This is a genomic window from Arthrobacter sp. TJ-178, assembly GCF_058269275.1.
Map to the genome: position 1 here is coordinate 1,156,308 of NZ_JBZCNK010000001.1, position 24,347 is coordinate 1,180,654.

A 24,347-nucleotide genomic window follows, 5' to 3' on the forward strand; every position below is an offset into this window, starting at 1 on the left:
GCAAAAAACCGTTAGCCCGGCACCCCAAAGCGGCACCACAACAGAAACGAGAGCACCATGGCGAAGAAAATCACTGACCTCACCGCGCAGCAGAAGAAGATGGTGGGTGTTTCCGCGACCGTGCAGTTTGCACTCGCCGGCCTGGCCCTGGCCGATATCTGGCGCCGTCCCGCGTCTGAGGTCCGCGGCTCCCGCGCACTCTGGTCCGCTGCCTGCGCCGTGAACTTCATTGGCCCGCTGTCCTACTTCATCTTCGGTCGGCGCAAGTAGGCGTGGCAGCAGCACCCCGCCGCAAGGCCGGAACCGGTAAGACCAGCACCGGAAAGACCCGGGCCCCCGCACTGGACCCGGTCCGCCTGGACGGGCTGGAAGAGGCGCAGGCACCGGACAGCCCCGGCACCTTTGAAGGGCTGCACTTTGACGGGGTCTCCTTTGACGGCACCGACCTGCAGGGCAGCACTTTCCTGGAATGTGAGTTCAGCGCGGTCTCCATGACGGACACCGGACTGCGCGGCGCCCGGTTCCTGGAGTGCAGGTCCGCCGGCCTCTACGCACCGGTGTTCCGCGCGCCGCGGGCGACGTTCCGTGACGTGGTCCTGGAAGGCAGCCGGCTCGGCTCCGCAGAGCTGTATGACAACGGCTGGAACTCGGTCCATGTGGACGGCGGGAAGCTGGACTACGTGAACCTGCGCAGCTCCCGGCTGACGGACGTCCTCTTCACCGGCTGCACCATCGAGGAACTGGATCTGGACGGCGTCCATGCCGTCCGCGTTGCATTCCGCGACTGCCGCATCGGCGCCCTGAACCTCTCCGGCGCAGTGCTGCAGGACGTTGACCTGCGCAGCACCGAGTTCCGGTCCGTCACGCACCTGCCGGGCCTGAGCGGAGCCACCGTGGATGACGGGCAGCTGATGATGCTGGCGCCGCTGCTGGCGGCCAACCTCGGCCTGCGCGTGGAGGGCTGAGTCAGTTCTCCTCGGCCAGTTTCGCGGCGTTCTTGATGATGTTCTTGGCCATGGACGGGAAGATCAGGCCGTGGAACGGGGCAATCAGCCACCAGTACAGCTTCCCGCCCAGGCCCTTGGGGAAGTAGATGGCGCGCTGCCGGTACAGGCTGCCGTCGCCGTCGGGATCCACCCGCAGCTCCAGCCAGGCCTTGCCCGGCACCCGCATTTCCGCCCGCAGCCGCAGCAGGCTGCCGCGCTCCAGCACTTCCACCCGCCACCAGTCCACCACGTCACCGGTGAACAGGGTGGTGGGGTTGCGGCGGCCGCGGGTCAGTCCGGCTCCGCCCACGGTCTTGTCCAGCACGCCGCGGATGGCCCAAGCCATCGGCAGCGAATACCAGCCGTTCTTTCCGCCGATCCCCTCGATCACCTTCCAGACATATTCGGGAGCAACGGAGGAACGGCGCTGGCGGGAATCCACGTATACAGTCTGACCGGCCCAGTCCGGGTCACTGGGCAGCGGCGACGAGGCCTCGTCCGCCGACGGCGACGCGCTTGCCCAGGTGGTTTCCACTTCGCCGCGCTTTTCCTTGCCCAGCGCGCGCTTGACGGCCGCGTGGTAACCGGTGAGGCCGCCGTCGGGCTCCGGCAGATACTGGTCAATGTCGTGTTCCTTGGACACGGCGTCATGCTGCAGCGATTCCACCAGCGGCAGCGACATGGACCGCGGAATCGGAGTCACCAGCGCTACCCACATGCCCGCCAGCCGGGGCGCGGGCAGCGGCAGCGCGTAGATCCGCCGCCGCGGCAGCCCGGCCTCCTCGGCATAGCCGTTCATGATCTCCGCGTAGGTCAAAACCTCGCGCGAGCCAATGTCGAAGGTGCGGTTCACGTCCGCGGGGAGGTCGACGGCGCGGACCAGATAGTGCAGGACGTCCCGGATGGCGATGGGTTCGATCCGGCGGCGCACCCAGCTTGGCGCCGGCATGACCGGCAGGGTTTCGGTCAGGTGGCGGATCATCTCGAACGACGCCGATCCGGATCCGATCACCACGCCAGCCTGATAAACGACGGCGGGAACCTTGCCCTCAAGGAGGATCCGCCCCACCTCCGTGCGCGAACGCATATGGGGGGACAGTTCACCCTCCGGATGCAGGCCGCCCAGATACACGATCCGCTGCACGCCGGACTCCGCTGCGGCGTCCGCCACCAGATGGGCGATCTGCTGCTCCTGGTCCGCAAATCCCTTGCCCGAGGCCATGGAATGCACCAGGAAGTACACGGTGTCCATGCCTTGCATGGCCCCGGCTACAGAATCCTTGTCCGTCAGGTCGCCCTGCACGATCTCGACGTCGTCGTGCCACGGCACATCGTGCAGTTTCTCCGGGGAGCGCACCAGGACGCGGACCTTGTGGCCGTCCTGCAGCAGCAGCGGAACCAGCCGCCCGCCAATGTAACCCGTGGCGCCCGTTACCAAAACCCGCTGTGACTCAGTCATTTTTCCAACTTACACAGTTCTTCGGCCGCTGAGCAGGGGCGCCGGAACGCCCTTGGCGTAATCTGCACACCGGGCCGAAAAATACTGGAATTAGACTGCCGCTCCCGGTAAGACTAGGGACCATGGCGAGCAGCGGAGCGGGTCTGAAACAGCAGGAAACCGTGAACGTGGACGGCCACCGCCTGCGCCTGACCAATCTGGACAAGGTCCTGTATCCGGAAACCGGTACCACCAAGGCCGACGTCCTGTCCTACTACGCCGCCGTCGCCGAGGCTTTGCTGCCGCACTCCCGCGACCGTCCGGCCACCCGCAAACGCTGGGTCCACGGCGTCGGGGTCCCCGGGGATCCCGGGCAGGTGTTTTTCCAGAAGAACATCGAGACTTCGGCTCCCACCTGGGTGAAGCGGTTTCCCATTGAGCACAAGAGCGGCACCAACATTTATCCGCTGGTCAACGACCTGGCGACCCTGACCTGGCTGGCGCAGAGCGCGGCCCTGGAAATCCATGTGCCGCAGTGGCGCTTTGGCCCGCGCGGCAAGATCAACAACCCGGACCGGCTGGTCCTGGATCTGGATCCGGGGGAGGGCGTGGACCTGGCGCAGTGCGCCGAGGTGGCCCGTCTGGCCCGGGACATCCTGGCGGACATGGGCCTGGACGCGCGCCCGGTCACCAGCGGATCCAAAGGCATCCACCTGTACGCAGCCCTGGACGGGAAACAGACCTCGGACGAGGTCAGCGCCGTCGCGCACGAACTGGCCCGGGCGCTGGAAGCCGACCACCGGGACCTGATCGTGTCCGACATGAAGAAATCCCTGCGCACCGGCAAGGTCCTGTTGGACTGGAGCCAGAACAACGGCAATAAAACCACCATCTGCCCCTACTCGCTGCGCGGCAGGTTCACGCCCACGGTGGCGGCCCCGCGCACCTGGGAGGAACTGGAGGATCCGGATCTCGCGCAGCTGGACTATGAACAGGTGATGCAGCGGCTGGTCGAGGACGGGGATCCGCTGGCCGGGCTGGAGGCGGGCGGCGGGGAGCTGGCCGCCGAGGCGCTCGAGGAAGCCGCGGACAGCGCCGGAACCGCTGGCGGGACAGCGGACCGGCTCAGCAAATACCGCAGCATGCGCGACGCCGCCAAAACGCCGGAGCCCGTTCCGGCGGAGCCGGCAGTGCCGTCCGAGGGCAACAGTTTTGTGATCCAGGAACACCATGCCCGGCGGCTGCACTGGGACTTTCGGCTGGAGCACGACGGCGTCCTGGTCTCCTGGGCGCTGCCCAAAGGGCCTCCGGATTCCCCCAACCAAAACCATCTGGCGGTGCAGACCGAGGATCATCCGCTGGATTACGGCACCTTTGCGGGGACCATCCCCAAAGGCGAATACGGCGCCGGCGAGGTGCGGATCTGGGACCACGGAACCTACGAGCGGGAAAAATGGCGCGACGGCAAGGAGGTCATTGCCGTGCTGCACGGCCAGCCCGACGGCGGCCTTGCCTCCGAGGGCAGCGCGGACCGCCGCTTTGCCCTGATCCACACCGGCGGCAAGGGAGGCAAAGGCGGAGACAACAACTGGCTGATCCATTTGATGAAGCACCAGCCCGCGCCCGCGGACAAAGTCGACAAGACGGACACGACAGGCAAGGGATCGGGCACCGCTGAGGCCAAGGCTGACCAATCGGCGAAGAAGACCGACGTGGCGGAGGAGGCACAGTCGCCTGCTGACACTGTGGCAGCCGCGGCCGCAGCACCTGCTCCCGCAGCCAAGGCACTGCCGGACACCGCCGGCATTGCCCAAGCCGTGGCTGCGGATGCCGGGGAACACGGCATGCCCGCGGTGGAACCGATGCTTGCCACGCCCGGCACCCGGGCTGACGTGAACGATGACGATGAATGGGCCTTCGAGATGAAATGGGACGGCGTCCGCGCGATAGCGGACGTGACGCCGGAGGGAACCCGGCTGATCAGCCGCAACGGCAACGACATGACAGCCGCCTATCCCGAACTGCAGGAACTGGGGCGGCACCTCAACGGTGAACGTGCCGTCCTGGACGGGGAAATCGTGGCGATCAACAAGGCCGGCCGGCCGGACTTTGGGCTGCTCCAGCCGCGCATGCACCTGACGAAGAGGCGGGACATTGAAGCCGCCGCGGCCCGCACGCCGGTGCATCTGATGATTTTTGACCTGCTCTGGCTGGATGGAAACTCGCTGATGGACCTGCCCTACACGCAGCGGCGGGAGATCCTGGAATCCGCAGTCGAGCCCGGCGGGGACGACGGCCACGTCCAGGTGCCGCCGGCGCTGGAGATGTCCATGGAGCAGGCAGTGGAAGCGAGCAAGGAACTCGGCCTGGAAGGAGTGATGGCCAAACGCCGAACCGGCACCTACTCGCCCGGACGGCGCTCGCGGAGCTGGATCAAGCTGAAGAACTCTTTCACCCAGGAAGTGGTCATTGTGGGCTGGCGCCCCGGCAAGGGAAACCGGGCTTCCAAAATCGGCTCTCTGCTGGTGGCTGTTCCGGACGGGCATGACCTGTCCTACATTGGCCGGGTGGGCTCCGGGCTGAGCGAAAAAGACCTGGCCCTGGTGGGCGGAAGACTCAAGAAACTGGCCCGCAAGACCCCTCCGCTGGAGGGGGTTCCGGCGGCCGACGCCTCCGATGCGCAGTGGGTTCGGCCCGTTCTGGTGGGCGAAGTGACCTACTCGGAGCGGACAGCCACCGGCAAGCTGCGCCACCCGGCCTGGCGCGGACTGCGCCCGGACAAGAAGCCCTCCGACGTCGTCGTCGAAACCCCCTGACCCGCAACCCTGACCACCCTCAGTCGTTCCCAAGCCCAGGAGGCACTGCATGACTGCTGTACCCGTTGCACCGGACCAACCGCTCAGCGACACCCTGCGGGACGTGGACACCTGGTGGCGAGCCGCCAATTATCTTTCCGCCGGGCAGATCTACCTGCGGGACAATCCGCTGCTGCGCCGCCCGCTGGAGAATAAGGACGTCAAGGCGCGGCTGCTGGGCCATTGGGGCACCACCCCCGGATTGAACTTCATCTACGCGCACCTGAACCGGTTCATCAAGGAACAGCAGCGCGAGGTCATCTTCATTACCGGACCCGGCCACGGCGGTCCCGCCAATGTTGCCAACGCCTGGCTGGAAGGAACCTATTCGGAGATTTACAGCCACGTTGGCCGGGACGGCGACGGCCTGGCGGCCCTGTTCAAGCAGTTCTCCTACCCCGGCGGCATTCCCAGCCATGCGGCGCCCGAGACTCCCGGTTCCATCCACGAGGGCGGCGAGCTGGGGTATTCGCTGGCCCACGCCTACGGTGCCGTGTTCGACAACCCGAACCTGATTGCGGCCACGGTGATCGGCGACGGCGAGGCCGAAACCGGGCCGCTGGCCGCCAGCTGGCACTCCAACAGCTTCCTGGATCCGGCCGTGGACGGTGCGGTGCTGCCGATCCTGCACCTGAACGGTTACAAAATCGCCAACCCCACCATCCTCTCGCGCATGCCCGAGGAGCAGCTGGTGAAGCTGATGGAAGGCTACGGCTACCACCCCCACCTGGTGAGCGTGGAGGATTCGGCGTCGACGGCGCAGGCACACGCCGATTTTGCCGAAGCGCTGGCCGCCTGCCTGGCCGAAATCGACGAGATCCAGGCCCCGTACCGAAACGGTGAACGGGTGGCCGTGCCTGCCGACGCCCCGGATGCCGCCGCCTCCCGTGAAACGCGGAACGAACACGCTCCGCGCTGGCCCATGATCATCTTGCGCTCGCCCAAGGGCTGGACCGGACCCGCCGTGGTGGACGGACTGCAGGTGGAGGGCACCTGGCGCGCCCATCAGGTCCCGCTGTCCGGCATCCATGAAAACCCCGAGCACCTGGCGCAGCTGGAAGAGTGGATGCGCTCCTACCGCCCGGAAGAACTGTTCGACGACGCCGGCCGGCTGCGGCCCGAAATTGCCGCACTGGCCCCGGAAGGCAACGCCCGGATGAGTGCCACTCCGTACGCCAACGGCGGCCGGCTGCTGCAGGACCTCAAACTTCCGGCCTACACAGAGCACGCCGTGGACGTGGAAAACCCCGGAACCAAGCGGATCTCACCCATGATCACCGCCGGTGAATACCTGCGCGACGTCATTTCACTGAACCCGTCCAACTTCCGCATTTTCGGCCCGGATGAGACAGCATCCAACCGGCTGCAGGCCGTCTACGAGGTCACGGACAAAGCCTGGCAGCAGCGCATCGAGGAGATTGACGAGCATCTGGCCCGCAGCGGCCGGGTGGCCGAAGTCCTCTCCGAGCACCTGTGCGAAGGCTGGCTGGAGGGCTACCTGCTCACCGGCCGGCACGGCGTCTTTAACTGCTACGAAGCCTTTGTCCACATTGTGGATTCCATGTTCAACCAGCACGCCAAATGGCTTAAAGTCAGCCGCAACCTGTCCTGGCGGCAGCCCGTCGCCTCGCTGAATTACCTGCTCTCCAGCCACGTCTGGCAGCAGGACCACAACGGCTTCTCGCACCAGGATCCCGGTTTCATTGACCACGTGGTGAACAAGAAGGCCGAAGTCATCCGCGTGTACCTGCCGCCGGACGTCAACACCATGCTGGCCGTCACCGAACACATTTTGGGCACCCGGGACCGGGTGAACGTGGTGGTGTCCGGCAAACAGCCCACCCCGGCCTGGTTGAATCCGCAGGACGCCCGGCTGCATGTGGAGCGGGGTGTCGGCATCTGGGACTTCGCCGGCAGCGAAACCGGGGGACCGGGCGAAAAGTCCGATCCCGACGTCGTACTGGCCTGCGCCGGCGACGTGCCCACCCTGGAAACCGTGGCCGCGGCCGGACTGCTGAAGAAGCAGCTGCCGGACCTGAAAATCCGGGTGGTGAACGTGGTGGACCTGATGCGGCTCCAGGACCCCGGAGAGCACCCGCACGGGCTCTCTGACAGGGATTTTGACACCCTGTTCACCAAAGACCGCCCCGTGATTTTCGCCTATCACGGCTATCCGTGGCTGATTCACCGGCTCACCTACCGGCGGAACAACCACGCCAACCTGCACGTGCGCGGATACAAGGAAGAGGGCACCACCACCACGCCGTTTGACATGGCGATGCTCAACCAGATCGACCGTTTCCAGTTGGCCATGGACGTGCTGGACCGGGTAGCGTCACTGGGATCAACGCAGGCCGGTTTCCGGCAGTGGCTCCAGGACGAACGGGCCCGCTGCCGGCAATACACTCGGGACGAAGGGCAGGATCCGCCGTATATTACGGGCTGGGAACTGCAGGAAGCTTCCGAACACACCGCGGACTGAGCCTGCGGGTACGTACGATCCATCTATCGAAGGAGAGTTCATTGACCACTGATCAGACGAGCATTGTTGTCTCGCGAATCATCGACGCTTCAGCCGCAGACATCTTCAACCTGCTGTCCAACCCCCAGCGCCACCACGAGCTGGACGGCTCGGGCATGGTGGTTTCGGACGAGAAGACCGACCGCATCACCGCATCCGGCCAGGTTTTCACCATGAACATGAACAATGAAAAAATGGGTGACTACCAGACGGAAAACCACGTCACCGGGTATGACCACAACAAGCTCCTTGCCTGGCAGACGGCTCCGGCCGGCACCGAGCCCAAGGGGTGGCAGTGGGTTTGGGAACTCGAGCCGCAGGGCGCGGATTCCACCGAGGTCACGCTGACCTACGACTGGTCCCACGTCACCGACAAGGAGACCCTCAAGCAGGTGTCCTTCCCGATGGTGTCCAAGGACGAGCTGGAGCAGTCCCTGAACATGCTGGCTGCCGGAGTTTCCGGAGCCTAGTTCGTTTCACCGCAGAACGACGGCGGCCGGTTCCCTTCACGGAGAAGGGAACCGGCCGCCGTCGTTTTGTGCTGCGAGCTGCTTAGACCGCCGACCAGCCGCCGTCGGAGGGCAGGATGGCACCGTTGATGTTCACGCCGTCGTCGCTGAGCAGGAACGTGATGGACGCTGCGAGGTCCTCCGCCGAGGCCAGGCCCGGGATGTTCACGCGCGCAGGGGAAAGCCGCGCCTCGCCGTACTCGCTGGTCTTGCCGCCCATCGGGATGCCGGTGGCCACACCGCCCGGAGCCACAGCGTTTACTCGTATGCCTTCACGGGCATACATGAACGCGGTGCTGCGGGTAATGCCCACAACGGCGTGCTTGGAGGCGGTGTAGGCAACGCCGGACGCTGAGCCGCGCAGGCCCGCCTCGGAAGTGACGTTCACAATGGAGCCCTTGCCGGCGGCCAGCATGCCCGGCAGCACGGCGCGGGTCAGGCGCACCAGGCCGTCCACGTTGACCGCGAAGATCTTCTGCCACATGGCGTCGGTGACCTCATGCAGCGGGGAGAAGTCATCGTTGATGCCGGCCACGTTGGCCAGGCCGTGGACACTCTCGCCCGCGGCGGCCACAATGCGGTCCACGGCGGAGAGATCGGTGAGGTCGGCTGCCACGGGAACCACTGACTCGCCAAGTTCTTCGGCGAGGTTGGTGATCCGGTCCTCGGCGATGTCGACGGCGATGACCCGTCCGCCTTCACGGACGATCCGGCCGGCGGTGGCACGCCCAATGCCCGAACCCGCGCCCGTGACAATAACGGTGCGGCCTTCAAAGCGGCCCGGAACGGTGGGGAGCACGGCGGCTTCGGTTTCCGGCATTACCCCGCCGTTGGCGGCCTTCACGAGTTCGTCCACCGCGGCCTGCGGGAACTGTCCCTGGCTCAGGTCCACGAGCTGCTGCAGCTTCAGGGTCAGCGCCGGGCCCAAGGTGGACTCGTCGCTGCCGGCGGCCGCGAGCATGCCGCGGATGGCGGGTCCGCCTGCCGGGTGGTCAAGCCACTGCTGGACGGTGTTCTGGGCGGTGATGGGCTGGTTGGCCACGAGCCGGTCCTTTCGGTCGGAAAGCGGCCGTGGATCTGCGGCCGCTGGTTCACCGGCAGCTATCCCGTGGAGGTTACACGTGTAAGTTGCCTGTATCGTCAGAATACCGGAGAAATCCGGAAGACATAAGCCCCGCACATTCCGGGGCGGATTACCCGGGAATTGCGCCGGGGAAGACGGTGAAAGGTGCGCAGCGGGTGGATCGCAGGGTTACGTCGAGCGACGTCGCGCAGGCAGCGGGAGTTTCCCGCGCCACTGTCAGCTATGTGCTGAACGGCAACACGGGACAGAGCATTTCCGCTGCCACCCGGGGCCGGGTCCTGGCTGCGGCCCGGGCTCTGGGCTACACGCCGTCGACCGCCGCCCGCACCCTGCGCCGGGGCCGCAGCGACCTGGTGCTGATGCTGCTGCCGCCCGAGCCGCTGGGCCGGGCGCTGGCCATGATCATTGACGCCGCCTCCGAGCAGCTGGAACGCCACGGGCTGCGGCTGATCGCACACCGGCTGCCCCCGCAGGGCGGAGCCGTGTCCCTGGTGCATTCACTCACCCCCGCCGGCCTGATCCTCACTACCCCGCTGGAGGAGACTGAACTGGCTGCCCTGCGCTCCAGCGGCCTGCCTGTCGCATCGCTGCAGGAAACGCTGGCTAATCCGCTCGATCCGGACCTCGGCATCGGTGCGCTGCAGGTGCAGCATTTGGCCGCGGCGGGGCATCAGCGCATAGGTGTGGCAGTCCCGCCGGAGGCGGGCTACGCGTGGCGTGTGCAGATCCGGCTGGCGGCCATCACGGATGCGTGTGCCCGGCTTCGGCTGCCGCCGCCGGTGATTGAGTACCTGCGGCTGGACGCTGAGGAGGCTGCCGCCGTCGTCGGCCGCTGGCTGGACGGACCCGCCCCGGTTACCGCGGCCTGCGCCTTTGATGATGACCATGCCTTTGCGCTGCTGGCCGGGCTGGCGGCGCACGGCCGCCATGCGCCGCGGGACCTCGCCGTTATTGGCGCCGAAGACGTTCCGCTGGCCTCACTCGCTGTACCCCCGCTGACCACCGTTCGGGTGGACTCGGCCACACTCGGGGAGCGCTTCGCCCGGATGGTGCTGGTGCAAACGGTCGACGGCAGCGGGACCCGCAATGGCGCCGCGAACAGTGCCGCCCCGGCTGACGGGCCGGCGGAATCCGATACACTCCCGCCGGTCAGCCTGATCCGGCGTGCCTCGGCCTAAAGCCCGGGCTGCGTCAGCGGAAAGGCCAATCGGCGACCGCCTGCTCAATGGCACGCCGGGTTGCTGCGGGCACACGTTCCACCAGCTCGATCACCGGTTCCGTGCGGGTGCCGGAAGTCCGGGAAAGCCGCCAGCTTCCCACCACCACGCCGTCCACCAGCACCGCGGGGCGGAAGACGCCGTTCCGGCCGGGCACCAGCGCCTCGAGCATCGTGTCACTGGCCACCAGGGACCGGTCCGCATAGCCGAGGATCCACTCATCGAAGCCCGGAACGAGCACCACACCGGTTCCTTGCCCGTCGTGCGCCTCCGGCGGTTCACCGATAATCCAGGCGGGCCGGCCCTCCACCTCCACATCCATGAGGTCCTCCACTGCGGAGGCTGCAGGCCGCAGCACTGCCAGGGGGAGCTTGGTCCACCAAGCCAGGTCCGCCTCGGTCACGGGCCCCCGGGTTCTGACAAAGCTCCGCACGATCTCCGTCAGGGCAGCCTCGGGATCCGCGGGCGGCAGCAGCGGGGAGAGGGTGAGGAGCTGTTCGGTGCCCTCCGGTGCGAACGAACCCCAGTGGGCGTCTCCGGCCACCGAGAAATGCATGAGCAGGTGGTACCCCGGCCCGCCCGCGGTGGGGATGCCGGCTGCGTCCCACAGGGCAAGAGCCTCGGACCTGCGCAGCGGACGTTCCTCCAGGGCGGCCAGCAGCACGTCCCGGGCACGGGCGATCGTGCGGTCATCCAGTCCGAGTCCTTCCCGGCGCCGGGCCGTCGCCCGATGGATGCGCGCCGCGGTGAAGTACAGAAGCGAGGCCAGATACTCCGGCGTCGTGGCAAACAGGGTGCCCCGCATCGGCCACCCCCGCACCAGGGCGCCGTCGTCGAACGCAGCGCGGACGTCCCGAACCGTGGTTCCCGGAGCCGATCGAATCGCGACGGCCCGCAGGACCGCCGGCAGATCCTGCCCCTGCAGGGCGACGGCGCGGTCCACGACGTCGGCCGGCGGCAGATCGGAGCCGCCCAGCAGCTGGGAGTGCCACCGCATCCGCCGTGCTTCCTCGGCGCTGAGTTGGAGAACCATTCCGTCACCGTAAGCGGGACCGCGCGCCACGGCAAGGAGCGCGGGAAACCCTCCGTTTTGGGATTTTCCGGGCGTTTTGGGAAATTCCGGCCGGTCCGCCCCGTCCGGGATTTCCCGAAACGACCGGGATTCCCCCAAACCAGCTTTAGGCGTTCTCTTCCCGTGCCCGGAAGAGCTGCATCTGCCGGTAGCGCCGGCCCAGGGATTCCCGCCGGGGTTTGACCGGGGCATCCTCGGGCTCCGCCGTCAGATCGATGTGTTTCTTGCCGAAGCGCCACAGCAGCAGGTCATCGAGCAGCCGGTCAGGTCCGGGGGAGTACCGGTGGTCCAGGGCCTTGCGGACCTTGGTGACGACGTCGGCCTGCAGCAGTCCGGCCAGGTCCATGGTGGTCTTCATGCCGTGCGCGGCCAAGAGCTCGCTGGCCCAGCCCCAGTCATCCCCGGTCTTCCGGTTCACATGGGGCAGCAGGGTCATCCACACGTCCCGGATCCGGTTCGGTGTCAGCGGAGCGCTGCCCTCCCCGTCCTCGTCCCAGAATCCGGTGACGGTTTCATAGCGCTCATGCAGTTCGGCAAACGCGGTCTCCACGGTTTCCAGCATGGCCGCCGTGGCAGTGAACTGGCGGTCAAAGTACGGGCTCCAGGCCCGCGGATCTCCGGCCTTGAAGCGGATGTCATGCTCAATTTCCGACCAGGCATGAGCGAGGACCGTGCGGATCTGCACTTCAAACTGGTAGCTTCCGTTGGGACGCTGATCCGGGTCCAGCAGCTTGTGGTACTCCCGAACGGTCTCATTCTGGATGGTGCGCAGGACCAGATGCCGGCTCGAATAACCGTAAGTGCCGGATTCAATGGAGCCGATGTCCTTCTCCCGGTCTCCGCGGCAGTCAAACTCTGCCCGCTGGCGCTTGATCAGGTTGGCAGCTTCATCCACCTCGTGCGGCAGCGTCACGATCACGCGCAGGCCCACCAGGTCGATGAGGTTGCGCAGCGGATCGGGGAACAGCAGCGTGGGCAGATCCTCGGGGTTTTCGGAGGGCAGGGTGCGGGAGGCCTTGTCCCGGAAGGACTCCACGGTTTTAGTCCGCGAGGCCACAAACAGCGGACGCACGGGACTGTCCGTGAAGATGTGCCGCAGGCTCTCCTCCATCTCCCGGGTGAGCTGTTCCAAGGCAGGGCGGACCCGTGCAAATTCATCCGTGCTCGCCTGGACCACCGGACGCAGCCGGTCATCAAGGCTGTCCCACGCGCCCATACAAAAAACCCCATTCCCCAACGTTTGGATGTGCCGCGCCCGCGTCCGGTGCGCCGGACGCTAGGCTCACTACCACATTAGGCCAGATCAAGGAGAGCAACCGATGCCGTGTAATACGCTTCGCATTCCGTACGGCCCGGACCCGGAACAGTACGCCGAACTCACACTGCCGCAGGAGCACGGGCACGACGGCGTGGTGGTCATCATCCACGGCGGCTACTGGCGCGCCCGCTACACCGCGGAGCTGGGCCGGCCCGAAGCAGAGGACCTCGCAGCCCGCGGCTTCGCCTGCTGGAACCTGGAATACCGGCGGGCCGGCAACGGCGGCGGATGGCCGGAGACCTTCGAGGACATCAGCGCCGGTATCGATGCGCTGGGACCCGCAGCCCGGGAGCACGGGCTGGACCTCTCCCGCGTCACCGTGCTCGGGCATTCCGCCGGCGGGCATCTGGCCGTCTGGGCCGCGGGCCGCAGCGGCGCCGCGGTCCCCGTCACCGCCGTCGTCAGCCAGGCCGGCGTGCTGAACCTGGCCGAAGCACGGGATCTGTTCCTCAGCGACGGCGCGGTGCGGAACTTCCTCGGGTCCTCCCCGGAAGAAGACCCGCACCGGTACCGCAGCGCGGATCCGATGTTCCGGCTTCCGCTGCCGGTGCCCGTTATCGCCCTGCACGGCGACGCCGACGCCCACGTTCCGCTGAGCCAGTCCGCCGGGTTCGTGCAGGCCGCGAAGGACAGCGGTTCGCCGGCCGAGCTGCGGATGGTTTCCGGCGACCACTTCGCCCTGATCACGCCGGGCACCCCGGCCTGGGCCGCCGTCGTCGAAGCGGTGACTGAGGCGGCTGAAGTGCCGCTGTTTTAAGGAAACCCGGCGGCTGCTCTGTTAGGTTGAGCCTGTGCTCACAGTAATTGGCGAAGCCCTCGTGGACGAGGTTCTCAGCGATACCACCCCCAAACGATCCCATCCCGGCGGCAGCCCGCTTAACGTGGCAGTAGGCGTTGCCCGGCTGGGCCGTCCGGTCCAGTTTGTGGGCCGCTACGGCACCGACGAGTACGGACTGCTGATCCAGGAACACCTGCGCGCCAACTCCGTGCTGACTCCGCTGCCGCAGGATGATCTGCCCACCAGCGTGGCCACCGCCGTCCTGGATCCTGCCGGGGGTGCCCGCTACACCTTTGACCTTCAGTGGCAGCTGCCCTCCCTGGCCGAAGCGCTCCCGCAGCTGCTGGACGGCACCACTCTGCTGCACACCGGCTCCATTGCCGCCATGCTCAGCCCCGGCGCGGACGCCGTGCTGCACGCTGTGGAACGGGCGCGGCCCACGGCCACCATTACCTACGACCCCAACTGCCGGCCCTCGATCATCACCGATGTGGCCTATGCCAGGGAACAGGCGGAGAAATTTGTGGCCCTGGCGGACGTCGTCAAAGCCTCCGACGAGGACCTCGCCTGGCTGTATCCCCAGGACAGCCCGCAGGACGCCGCGCGGCGCTGGCTGGCCATGGGCCCGGCAATTGTTGCCGTCACCAGCGGCTCCAAGGGGGCCTGGGCTGTGACCGCCGCCGGAGAAGCCTCCGCGTCCGTCCCGCCGGTTACCGTCGTGGATACCGTGGGAGCCGGGGATTCGTTTATGTCCGCCATGCTCGTTTCGCTGATGGATCTGGAACTCGACGGCGGTGCCCGCCGTCCCGAGCTGGCCCGGATTGGTGCCGCAGATCTGGACGCCGTGCTGAATTTCGCTGTCCGGGCCTCCGCCGTCACGGTTTCCCGGGCCGGGGCCAACCCTCCGTCACGCGCCGAACTTTCCTGATTCCGGGCGCCCTTCCACTTCAAAGGAGATCATCATGCAGGATTACGATCCGTACGAAGCACTTCCTTCCGTGCCGGCCTTCACGGTAACCAGTGAGGACTTTGGGAACATGGAACCGTTTGCCGCGGCGCAGTACAGCGGAAAAATGGGCATTCCCGGTGGACAAGACGCCTCTCCGCAGCTGAGCTGGTCCGGCGCTCCGGAGGGGACCAAGAGCTTCGCCGTGACCATGTTTGATCCGGACGCGCCCACGGCCAGCGGTTTCTGGCACTGGGCCGCCTTCAACATTCCGGCTTCCACCACGTCGCTGCCCGGCAATGCCGCCAACGCGGATGAACTGCCCCGGGGCACTGTGCAGCTGCGGAACGACGCCGGGTTTGCCGGTTTTGTGGGCGCGGCACCGCCCCCCGGCCACGGCCCGCACCGTTACATGGTGGTGGTGCACGCCGTCGACGTGGAGACCCTGGATGTTCCCGCCGACGCCGCCCCCGCCTACCTGGGCTTCAACCTGTTCACCCACACCCTGGCGCGGGCCCGCATTGTGGGCCTGGCCGAGGTGGCCGCGGCCTGAGCCGGTGCCGCAGCCGGTCTTCCGGTGCGGATAGGCTGGAAGCCTGCGCAACTGCGCGAAACCACAGCGAATGAACGAGGTGCCGGGTGCGTCTGGTGGCAAGTGACCTGGACGGGACCATCGTGGGTCCGGACAACAGGATCAGTGACCGGACCGTGCGTGCCTTCCGGGACTGCGCGGACGCGGGAATCGACATCGTTTTTGTCACCGGACGGCCGCCGCGCTGGTTGAAACCGCTCTCGGAGGCCCTGGGCCACGCGGGCACCGTCATCTGCTCCAACGGGGCTATCACCTATGACCTGGGCGCCGAGCGGCTGATCAAAGCTCAGGCCATGTCCCTGCCGGACCTCTTTTCCGCGGCTGAGATCATCCGGGAACTGTATCCGGCGGTCCGGTTCGCGGCCGAGACCGTGGACGGCTTCCATCTGGGCCCGGGATTCGTGGAAGCCGGTTCCGAAGAGCTGCCGGGAGCTGCCACCCCCGCTCCGCTGGAATCCAGCCTCACCGAAGCGGACACCGTGGTGAAATTCCTGGCCCGGGTGGACGGCACTTCACCGGATGATTTCCTGCAGCGGGTCCGGCCCGCGGTGGCGCACCTGGTGTCCACCACACACTCCGCCCCCGCCGTCGCACTGCTGGAAATGTCCCTGCACGGCCTGAATAAGGCGGTCACGCTGGCCGACTACGCTGCGTCCCGGGACATTGATTCCGCAGATGTGGTGGCCTTCGGCGACATGCCCAATGACGTGCAGATGCTGCAGTGGGCCGGCTGCGGATACGCGATGGCCTCCGGCCACCCCGAGGCGCGGGCCGCAGCGGACAGGGTGGCTCCGGCATTTGCGGACGACGGCGTCGCGCAGGTCCTGGAAGCGCTCCTGCGCGGGCAGTGACCGGCTCAGGGTTCCTGCTGCCGGTGACGTGACTGCAGCAGCCGGTGGGCGGTAATAACCACGGCCAGCCAAGCCAGCCCCAGCGTCCAGGCCACCAGGACGTCGGTGAACCAGTGGTGACCCAGATAAACCCGGCTCAGGCCCACCGCGAAGGCGAACGCCGCCGCGATGGCCACGGTGAGGATCTTTTTGCCCCTGCTGTGCAGGTGCAGAACGACCAGATAGGCGACCACCCCTGCAATCACCACGGCGTTGAGCGAGTGGCCGCTCGGAAAGGAGGGTGAGTGCTCGTACGGCGGCACCGCATCTGCCAGGTCAGGCCGGAGCCTTCCGACCAGGTCCTTGCCGGCCACGGTCATCAGCAGTGATCCGGCGGCTGCCGGGACCATCAGCAGCACCGGCGTCCAGGAACGCCAGCGCAGCACCATGATCATGAGGGCCGCTGCGGCCAGGAGGGGCATGCCCACGGTTCCCGCCAGATGGGTGAACGCCGTGACCGCGCCGTCCAGGCCCGGGGAGCGCAGGGCGAGTGCCACGTCCAGCAGCGGCTGGTCCAGATTTGCCACGCCGTCGGATTCGGCGACTGACTCATACACCTCTGCTGATCCCAGAGTGAGGAGGATGGCCGGGACCAAGCCAAGCACGAGAGTCATCAGCACTGCGGCGTAAGGGGACGTCCAGCGGGCCACCCGGCGGAAGGCCCCGGCCAGCCATCCGGGGAGGTGGGCAGGGGAGGTGTTGCCGGGCGGTGGGGGAGCTGAGTTGTTCCGGGTCATTGAGCCAGTAGTCCCAACCGCCGGCAGAGCCAGTCCAAATTGTTTTCCAGCCCGGCTTTCCAGACTTCCCAGGAATGGCCTCCGGGCAACCTCTGGAAGGTGACGTCCATTCCCGCCTTCTTTGCCGCTTCGAACACTGTTTGTCCCTGCGGGGCGTATACGGAATCGTCCGCCCCCACCACCATTATTCCGGCCGAATCCGGGAAGGACTTCCCGGCCAGTACATCCACGGCGTTCTGGTCCGTGAAAGCGGAGGCGTTCCCGTTGAAATAGGTCTGGATCAGGGCGTCACGCCCGTCGGGGATGCTGGGCTCGCTTTCGCCCGAAATATCGATGAACGTGGGATACGTTTCCGGATAGTTCACGGCCAGCTGCAGCGAGCAGGTTCCCCCGTAGGAATACCCTGCTACGGCCCACTGGGTTCCGCCGTTCAGGCCCGAGGCCAGATTCTGCCGCACCCACGCCGGTACATCCACCGCCAGATAGGTCGCCGAATCACTCACCTGCGAATCCAGGCACAGCGGCCAGTTCTCGTTGTTTGCGTTGGATGCGTCGGGCATGACAACCACGGGCGCCAGTCCCCCGTGCTGTGCGGCAAAGGCGTCCATCATCTGGACCAGCTCCCCGCCCACCAGCCAGTCCTCGGGGGTGCCGGGCTGACCGTGTATCAGTACCAAAACCGGGAGATTCACCGCTGCCGGAGTCGCCAGATAGGCCGGCGGCAGGTACACCAGCGCCGGATTGGAGGCGTATCCCGAGACGGTGCCCGGTATCTGCACCGGATAGACGCTGCCGCCGGAGGGCATGCCCGGCGGGGCGGTCCAGTTGGCAGAAGTGGAGGCAGGCCTGCCGGCAGCTGTCTCCGGGCTGCGCGTCGGCAGGACGCCGGACTGCGGTTCGGGAGGATCAAGCAGGGACTGCAGGGTCGGATATTGACTGTAAGCGGCATTCACGGAACCTGCCACGGCAATGACCGCCAGCGCCGTCGCCGCCACGGTCAGGAGCCGTCCCCACGTGGAGGATGCCCGCAGCATGCGCGGCACAGCAAGGATTAGCGCCCATATGCCCAGCCAGGCATATACATACAGGTAGCGCGGAAAAGAGGCGTCCCACCAGTCCAGAACAACCTCGGCCAGGACAAAGAGCAGCAGTGTCAGGACACCGGCTGCGGCGGCTGCCGCCGGGGCCACGACCCGCAGATGGCGCTTGCGGCCCCAGACGAGCCAGATCAGGGACAGCGCACCCAGCGCCAGAAGTATTACCGGCAGGGCTCCGTCCGTCAGGGAAACCTCGTTCAACGGGCGCCGTCCACAATACGCCTCACCAGCGCCAGCCCCTGGGTGAGGGACATGTGCGGCAGGTAGGCCCGGGCAACTGCGTTGCCGATGGCCGGAAGGGCTGCCGGATCCGGATACGCCATGTACAGGGGAACATAGCTGGGCTGGAACTTCGCCTTGAACGCCAGCAGCGAACGAAAGCCGTACACCGGTTCCAAGGTGGCTCCCAGCACGTCAAGAACGGAATCGAGGAGGCTGGAATCTCCGGATGCAGACTCCGCTGGTGTCCCCGTTCCGCTGTTTCCGTTTCCCGTGCCGTTCCCGGTGCCGTGCGCGCTGCCGAGCCGGGAGGCGCGGGCCAGGGGAGCGCCGGACAGACTCAGGATTTCGTAACCCTCGTCCTGCAGCAGGACAGCGGCTGAGGCAATGAGGAAATCCATTCCGGGACGGAATCCCGCACCGCGCCGGCGCATGAAGTCCAGTGTCCAGCCAACCACCCGGCCGTCCCGGTAGATTGGCAGCCAGGACGTCACAGCATGGACCGTGCCGTCGTGGTCAACGGCCACCAGGCAGCGCACCTCCGGGTCATTGACCTCCTCCAGGCTTCCGAGGGTAAACCCCATCTCCGGCATGTTCTTATCCGCAACCCATTCTTCGGAGATGGCATGCAGCTGGTCCAGCAACGCCAGCGGAGCTGACGCATAGTCGATCCAGTGCGCTTCGATGCCGGCTTTGCGTGCGTGGTTCAGTGCGGTGCGGACGTCCTGGAACTTTTTGCCCTTGAACTCCAGTGACCCCAGCGGAAGAACTGTCTCCTCAGCGACCTGGAGCCGGGCGAAGCCCATCTGATTCGTTATGGTTTCCACCTCGCTGTTCACCGAGTAGAAGCAGGGCGTGAGGCCGCTGGCAGTGCAGAACGCGTAAAATCCTTCAACCGTTTGCGCCAGTTCTTCCTGCGGCCCCACCGGCTGGCCCACGGTCAGTGCCACACCGAAATCCGGGCGGAAGGCTACGAAAGAGTTGCCGCTGGGCGCAAACCAGTAGGTGTTTCCGGGCCAGAGCGTCATCCACGCCATGGTCCCCCCGCCATGCGCCTTGAGCAGCTCCCGTGCCCGGTCCTCGTCTGTGACGGAGCGGCCGTGCGGCGGCTGCACAAAAGAACGCAGCAGTACCAGGCAGGTGAAAACCCAGAAGAGAACCCCCACGCCCTCGTACAGCAGGCCCGCAGTCATTGTCACCGGGAGCAGCCGGGGCGTCGAGGCGCCAATCTCCAGCACCGGGAGGAAACGTTCGGGCAGGTCGGCCAAAAGAGAGCCGGCGGAAGCCCGCGGAGTGAATCCGCCCGGATCCAGCATCCCGCCGACCACATACAGAGCGCTGAGCAGGACGCCGGCTACCGCCACCCAGACTGCCGCCTGCCGGTAAGTTCCCGGGGGAGCTGCGACCGTGAACAGGCCGCGGGTGGCGGCCAGCATCACCAGCACGGCCAGAGGGACCAGGATGGGCAGGGTCACCGACAGGGCATCCTGGGCCGCACCGAGGTCATAGCGGGCATCCCGGCTGGTATCCGAGAGGTACCGCAGCGCCCGGACGGCAGCCAGGACCGTCATCACGGCCTGCAGCAACAGGGCGCCGGCCCAGGCGAAGCGGCGGCCCCGCCGTAATCCGTCTGCAAAGACCACCAGCAGCACCTGCGGCAGGGTGGCCAGGAAGAATCCGGCAGGTCCGGCCCGCAGCTCCAACCGGGCGGCCCCGCACTCGACGGCACGCGCCGGATCGGCACACATCTCCGCAAGGGACTGGGGATCGGTGGCCTGAACCGAGGTGCTCAGGAAGCGCAGCACGGCCAGGGGGCCCACCGCCTGCGAACTCAACGCGGAAAGAACCGGGCCCAGTGCGGAGGCTGCTACCACCAGGCCCACCAGGACGCGGGCTTCGCGGCGGCTGGTGACGAGCCGCCCGGGCCATGCCGGCCGCCGCCCAAAAAGGAAGGGACCGGTGAAAACGCCCACGGTTGCCGCGGCCAGGGCAGTCACGCTGTGGAAGGAACCCCCGTACAGCGCCAGCAGGACCAGCAGGGTGAACATTCCCACCCGAACCCGGCGCCGCCAGAGGGTGGACAATCGGGCACTCGTGGCAGCGGCAGCACCGCACACCAGGGCCACCGGCCCGACAAAGGATTCCGATTCCAGCGCCCGCGACCAGTCACCGGTCACGGCGTTGGCGGCGTGGGCAAACCCAATGGCCAGCAGGGCGCCCAGAACCTGGGAGAACAGGGCCGCTGCAGTGAACCGGCCGGAGCCGATCAGCCGTTCGCAGGGCAGGCCAACCAGCAGGATCAGGAGGGTTCCGGAAAGATAACCGGGCAGACCGGAGGCCCAGACGCCGGAGAGGACAAGCGCCGGCCAATGAGCGGGAAGGGAATTGGCTGACAATACCACCCAGTTGGCCAGCGGCCCTGCAGGGCCGGTGCCCAGACTGCCGGTAAGCGCCCCTGCAAGCCAGAAGACTGCAGTAAAAGCCACGGTCACCGGCGCCCGCTGCACACTGCCGCGCAGCCATTCGGCCGGCCAGCGCAGGCTTCTGCCCAACCTGGACCGTTTCGATGTCGTGGACAAAGTCGCCAAACCCGGTTACCTCCGCACCACTTCGGCTGTCCCGCCGCGGCAATTTTGCGCAGCCTGGGTGGTGCCAGTCTAGGGCGCGGTACGCACGAAGAGGATGCACCGGGCCGGGCATGACACTGGTGTGGATAAAGTACGCAGATGCGATATCCCTACTTTGAGACGCCGGGCCCGCTGGGATTTGCCCACCGCGGCTTTTCCCTCGACGGTTTCGAGAACACCATGAAAGCTTTCCGTGCCGCCGCAGCGCTGGGATTCGGATATCTGGAAACGGACGTGCGCACCACCCGCGACGGCGTGCTCCTGGCCATTCATGACGCGTCGCTGGACCGGGTTGCCGGTTCCGGAGGCCCGGTGGGCAGCCGCAGCAGCCGGCAGATCCGAGAAGCCCGGGTTGGCGGCAGCGAACCGGTTCCCACCTTCGAGGAACTGCTGACACAGCTTCCCGGGGCGCGACTGAACGTGGACGTCAAGGACGCGGCTGGATCCGCGGAACTCGCCCGGCTGCTGGAGAAGCATCAGGCGCATGACCGCGTGCTGGTGACCTCCTTTTCCGACCGGAGGAGGCTCGCCGCCCTGCGGCGGCTCTCCCGGCCCGTCGCGAGTTCAGCCGGCGCCGTGTTCACCGCCCTGACGGTACTGCTGGCGCCGTTGGGCCTGGCCGGAGTGCTGGCACGGCTGGGACGCTACCAGTGCCTGCAGGTTCCCGAACGGCAGGGGCCGCTGACGGTGGTCACGCCGTCGTTCCTGCGCCGCTGCCACCGTGCCGGACTTCAGGTGCATGTCTGGACCGTGAATGAGCCCGCTGACATGGTGCGGCTGCTGGACATGGGCGTGGACGGGCTGGTCTCGGACCGGGCCGACCTGCTCGCCGGGATCCTGGAGCGGCGGGGTGTATGGCCGCAGCAGGACCCGCAGGCAACGGATGGCTGAGTTGTCCCGAACCGGACCGGAGGGCAATCCCCGCCTGTCAGGGACTCCCCAACCATGCGTCCGGAGGGATGGCAGTATGGGGACATGCGCGTTCTCATAGCTCCGGACAAGTTCAAAGGCTCACTTTCCGCAGGGGAAGCCGCCGCCGCCATGGCAGAAGGCGTGCTCGCCGTCTATCCGGAGGCTGACGTGACGCTTGTTCCCGTGGCCGACGGCGGCGAGGGCACCCTGGAAGCGGCGCTGGCCGCCGGTGCGCGGGAGCGGACCGCCAGTGTGCGCGGACCGCTGGGCGGAAACGTCACCGCACTGTGGGCCCTGAACGGCAGCACGGCCGTGATCGAAACCGCCCGCGCCTCCGGGCTGATGCTGGTGGAACCCTCGGTACAGTCCTCCCTGGCGGCAACCAGCTACGGCAGCGGTGAGCTGATCCGGGAAGCTCTGGACGCGGGAGCCACGGAAATTGTGCTCGGCATCGGCGGCTCCGCAATGACCGACGGCGGTTCCGGTGCCCTGGCGGCGCTGGGGCTGCGGATCCTCGACGCCGCCGGGAACCCGGTGCCTCCCGGAGGAGCCGGTTTGTCGCTCGCCGCTGCCATTGACGTATCCAGCCTGGACCCCCGGCTCGCCGGCGTGCGTGTCCGTATTGCCGCGGACGTCACCAACCCGCTCACCGGACGGGAGGGAGCAGCGCATGTGTTCGGCGAGCAGAAGGGCGCGGATTCAACTGCGCGGCTGCTGCTGGACGAGGCCCTGGTGCGGTGGGCGGCGCTGCTGCGCGAAACCACCGGCGTCGACGTCGATATCGCAGGCGCCGGTGCGGCCGGCGGCTTTCCGTCCGCGTTCCTGGCCTTCACCGACGCTTCACTGGAGGGTGGCTTTGAAGTGATCTCCCGGCTCACCGGACTGGACGAGGCCCTGGCCGCGGCGGACCTGGTCCTGACCGGCGAAGGTTCCCTCGATGAACAGTCCCGCTACGGCAAGGCGCCGCTGGCAGTGGCGGAACGTGCCCGCAGCGCCGGCATTCCGGTGGTGGCCCTTGCCGGCCGCATTACCCTGCCGCCGCACATCCTGGCCGAGTACGGAATCGTATCGGCTGTCAGCATCCTGGACCTGGTGCAGGATCCGGCGGACGCGATGGCCCGGGCCAGGCGTTGGCTGACCCGGGCCACCGTTCAGGCGCTTGAAGGAGCCTAGCCCGGCCTAGGGGTTGGAGCCGGGGGCGGAAACCGGATTCGCTTCCGCCGCCGTGCCATCGGGGTCGGTACCGCGCCACCGGGCGATTGCACTCATGCCGTGGAAGGCAATGAGCGTGACGCCGGTGCCCAGGGCAATGCCGCCGAACTCCAGCCCGGCAACAACCCAGGTGAAGTTGGCGATGGCGATGATCAGTCCCAGGCCCGCAGTGGAAAGGTTGATCGGATTGGAGAAGTTCACCCGGTTGTCCACCCAGATCCGGACGCCCAGAATGCCGATCATGCCGTACAGGATGACCCCGGCGCCGCCCAGGACGCCGCCGGGAACGGTGGCGATCATGGCGCCGAACTTGGGGAACAGGCTCAGCAGGACCGCCACGATGCCGGCCACCCAGTATGCGGCGGTGGAGTAGACGCGCGATGCCGCCATGACCCCGATGTTCTCGGCGTACGTTGTGGTGGCGGAACCGCCGCCGGAACCGGCCAGGATCGTTGCCAGGCCGTCGGCCATCAGGGCGCGGCCCGCGTAGGGGTCCAGATCCCGTCCGGTCATGGCGGCCACGGACTTCACATGGCCGACGTTCTCGGCCACGAGCACCAGGACCACGGGCACAAAGAGTCCGATGACGGAGAAGTGGAAGGTCGGGGAGTGGAATTCGGGCAGCCCGAACCAGGCTGCGTCCCGGATGGCCTGGAAGTCCACCTCGTTCTGGAGAACTGCGGCAATGTAGCCCGCAACCACGCCGATCAGGATGGACAGGCGGCCCAGGAAGCCCTTGAAGAGGACTGTGGCCAGCAGGATGACCACCACCGTGACGGTGGCGGTGAGCGGGCCTTTCTCAAAGTTGTCCCGGGCGGAGCCGGCCAGGTTCAGTCCGATGAGTGCCACGATGGTGCCGGTGACTACGGGCGGCATCAGGATTTGAATCCACTTGGTGCCGGCGAGCTGGGCAGCCAGCCCGATCAGGAACAGGGCGGCGCCCGCCATGATGATGCCGCCAAGCGCGCCGCCGGGGCCGTGCTGGCTGGTGGCGGCCATAATGGGGGCAATGAACGCGAAGCTGGATCCGAGGTAGCTCGGAACGCGGCCTGCGGTGATAATCAGGAACAGAATCGTTCCGAGGCCGGAGAACAGCAGGGTGGTGGCCGGCGGGAAGCCGGTCAGCAGGGGAACCAGAAAGGTTGCGCCGAACATGGCCACCACGTGCTGGGAGCCAATCCCAATGGTTCGCGGCCAGCTCAGCCGCTCATCCGGGGCGACATATTCTCCGGGTTTGATGGTCTTGCCGTCGCCGTGAATCGTCCAGGCGGTACCAAATTTGCTCATGGGTGTGCCTTTCGAGGACCCGGGGATGGTTCGTGCAGAATAGTACCGGG

General features: G+C 66.9%; 20 protein-coding genes. 12 read left to right on the forward strand and 8 right to left on the reverse strand.

Annotated features, from left to right (window positions below; translation table 11 throughout):
• Positions 1-57 precede the first annotated feature (57 nt).
• Positions 58-270, forward strand: a complete 213-nt coding sequence (locus AC4D2Q_RS05525; RefSeq protein ID WP_490927481.1) for a PLD nuclease N-terminal domain-containing protein — start codon at positions 58-60, stop codon at positions 268-270.
• Positions 271-272: 2 nt separating this feature from the next.
• Positions 273-965, forward strand: coding sequence for a pentapeptide repeat-containing protein (locus tag AC4D2Q_RS05530; RefSeq protein ID WP_490927482.1), 693 nt, complete (start codon positions 273-275; stop codon positions 963-965).
• A gap of 1 nt (position 966) precedes the next feature.
• Here AC4D2Q_RS05530 and AC4D2Q_RS05535 read toward each other — a convergent pair whose 3' ends face one another.
• A complete protein-coding gene (locus tag AC4D2Q_RS05535; protein ID WP_490927483.1) occupies positions 967-2,445 on the reverse strand; it encodes an SDR family oxidoreductase in 1,479 nt (492 codons plus the stop codon).
• A 122-nt stretch (positions 2,446-2,567) separates the two neighbouring features.
• Here AC4D2Q_RS05535 and AC4D2Q_RS05540 point away from each other — a divergent pair, with 122 nt between their 5' ends.
• The 3 genes from AC4D2Q_RS05540 to AC4D2Q_RS05550 are packed head-to-tail and all read left to right on the forward strand — an operon-like array spanning position 2,568 to position 8,270.
• The gene (locus AC4D2Q_RS05540) at positions 2,568-5,240 is read left to right on the forward strand and encodes an ATP-dependent DNA ligase (protein WP_490945569.1); all 2,673 of its coding nucleotides are present in this window, start codon (positions 2,568-2,570) and stop codon (positions 5,238-5,240) included.
• A 49-nt stretch (positions 5,241-5,289) separates the two neighbouring features.
• On the forward strand, positions 5,290-7,761 hold the full coding sequence (locus AC4D2Q_RS05545) for a phosphoketolase family protein (RefSeq protein WP_490945570.1): 2,472 nt from the start codon (positions 5,290-5,292) through the stop codon (positions 7,759-7,761).
• 41 nt (positions 7,762-7,802) lie between these two features.
• Positions 7,803-8,270 (forward strand): SRPBCC family protein, encoded by a 468-nt coding sequence (locus tag AC4D2Q_RS05550; protein ID WP_490927486.1) that lies wholly within the window; start codon positions 7,803-7,805, stop codon positions 8,268-8,270.
• Positions 8,271-8,352: 82 nt separating this feature from the next.
• On the opposite strand, the gene AC4D2Q_RS05555 is transcribed toward AC4D2Q_RS05550, so the two are convergent.
• Positions 8,353-9,351 (reverse strand): SDR family NAD(P)-dependent oxidoreductase, encoded by a 999-nt coding sequence (locus AC4D2Q_RS05555; protein WP_490945571.1) that lies wholly within the window; start codon positions 9,349-9,351, stop codon positions 8,353-8,355.
• Between the two features lie 197 nt (positions 9,352-9,548).
• On the opposite strand from AC4D2Q_RS05555, the gene AC4D2Q_RS05560 reads away from it, so the two are divergent.
• Positions 9,549-10,571, forward strand: coding sequence for a LacI family DNA-binding transcriptional regulator (locus AC4D2Q_RS05560; protein WP_490945572.1), 1,023 nt, complete (start codon positions 9,549-9,551; stop codon positions 10,569-10,571).
• Positions 10,572-10,584: 13 nt separating this feature from the next.
• On the opposite strand, the gene AC4D2Q_RS05565 is transcribed toward AC4D2Q_RS05560, so the two are convergent.
• Positions 10,585-11,643 (reverse strand): winged helix DNA-binding domain-containing protein, encoded by a 1,059-nt coding sequence (locus AC4D2Q_RS05565; RefSeq protein ID WP_490945573.1) that lies wholly within the window; start codon positions 11,641-11,643, stop codon positions 10,585-10,587.
• Positions 11,644-11,788: 145 nt separating this feature from the next.
• On the reverse strand, positions 11,789-12,898 hold the full coding sequence (locus tag AC4D2Q_RS05570; protein WP_490945574.1) for a GTP pyrophosphokinase: 1,110 nt from the start codon (positions 12,896-12,898) through the stop codon (positions 11,789-11,791).
• Positions 12,899-13,001: 103 nt separating this feature from the next.
• On the opposite strand from AC4D2Q_RS05570, the gene AC4D2Q_RS05575 reads away from it, so the two are divergent.
• From AC4D2Q_RS05575 to AC4D2Q_RS05590, 4 genes are all read left to right on the forward strand, one after another.
• A complete protein-coding gene (locus tag AC4D2Q_RS05575; RefSeq protein ID WP_490945575.1) occupies positions 13,002-13,757 on the forward strand; it encodes an alpha/beta hydrolase family protein in 756 nt (251 codons plus the stop codon).
• 34 nt (positions 13,758-13,791) lie between these two features.
• Positions 13,792-14,706 carry a carbohydrate kinase family protein gene (locus AC4D2Q_RS05580; protein ID WP_490945576.1) on the forward strand — a complete coding sequence of 305 codons (915 nt, stop codon included), beginning with the start codon at positions 13,792-13,794 and terminating at the stop codon, positions 14,704-14,706.
• Positions 14,707-14,740: 34 nt separating this feature from the next.
• Complete coding sequence (locus AC4D2Q_RS05585) at positions 14,741-15,277, forward strand: YbhB/YbcL family Raf kinase inhibitor-like protein (RefSeq protein ID WP_490945577.1); 537 nt, start codon at positions 14,741-14,743, stop codon at positions 15,275-15,277.
• Positions 15,278-15,363: 86 nt separating this feature from the next.
• Positions 15,364-16,167: an HAD family hydrolase gene (locus AC4D2Q_RS05590; RefSeq protein ID WP_490945578.1), complete on the forward strand. Its 804-nt coding sequence runs from the start codon at positions 15,364-15,366 to the stop codon at positions 16,165-16,167.
• Between the two features lie 5 nt (positions 16,168-16,172).
• Here the strand turns inward: AC4D2Q_RS05590 and AC4D2Q_RS05595 are convergent, their stop codons facing one another.
• The 3 genes from AC4D2Q_RS05595 to AC4D2Q_RS05605 are packed head-to-tail and all read right to left on the reverse strand — an operon-like array spanning position 16,173 to position 20,811.
• Complete coding sequence (locus AC4D2Q_RS05595; RefSeq protein ID WP_490945579.1) at positions 16,173-16,943, reverse strand: phosphatase PAP2 family protein; 771 nt, start codon at positions 16,941-16,943, stop codon at positions 16,173-16,175.
• A complete protein-coding gene (locus AC4D2Q_RS05600; RefSeq protein ID WP_490945580.1) occupies positions 16,940-18,241 on the reverse strand; it encodes an alpha/beta hydrolase in 1,302 nt (433 codons plus the stop codon). Before AC4D2Q_RS05600 ends, AC4D2Q_RS05595 begins: the two co-directional genes overlap by 4 nt.
• On the reverse strand, positions 18,238-20,811 hold the full coding sequence (locus AC4D2Q_RS05605) for a bifunctional lysylphosphatidylglycerol flippase/synthetase MprF (protein WP_490945581.1): 2,574 nt from the start codon (positions 20,809-20,811) through the stop codon (positions 18,238-18,240). The genes AC4D2Q_RS05600 and AC4D2Q_RS05605 overlap by 4 nt, the downstream gene beginning before the upstream one ends.
• A 174-nt stretch (positions 20,812-20,985) precedes the next feature.
• On the opposite strand from AC4D2Q_RS05605, the gene AC4D2Q_RS05610 reads away from it, so the two are divergent.
• Both AC4D2Q_RS05610 and AC4D2Q_RS05615 read left to right on the forward strand, forming a co-directional pair.
• Positions 20,986-21,777 carry a glycerophosphodiester phosphodiesterase family protein gene (locus tag AC4D2Q_RS05610; protein ID WP_490945582.1) on the forward strand — a complete coding sequence of 264 codons (792 nt, stop codon included), beginning with the start codon at positions 20,986-20,988 and terminating at the stop codon, positions 21,775-21,777.
• 84 nt (positions 21,778-21,861) lie between these two features.
• Positions 21,862-22,971, forward strand: coding sequence for a glycerate kinase (locus AC4D2Q_RS05615; protein WP_490945583.1), 1,110 nt, complete (start codon positions 21,862-21,864; stop codon positions 22,969-22,971).
• A gap of 6 nt (positions 22,972-22,977) precedes the next feature.
• On the opposite strand, the gene AC4D2Q_RS05620 is transcribed toward AC4D2Q_RS05615, so the two are convergent.
• Positions 22,978-24,297: a uracil-xanthine permease family protein gene (locus tag AC4D2Q_RS05620; RefSeq protein WP_490945584.1), complete on the reverse strand. Its 1,320-nt coding sequence runs from the start codon at positions 24,295-24,297 to the stop codon at positions 22,978-22,980.
• Positions 24,298-24,347 lie beyond the last annotated feature (50 nt).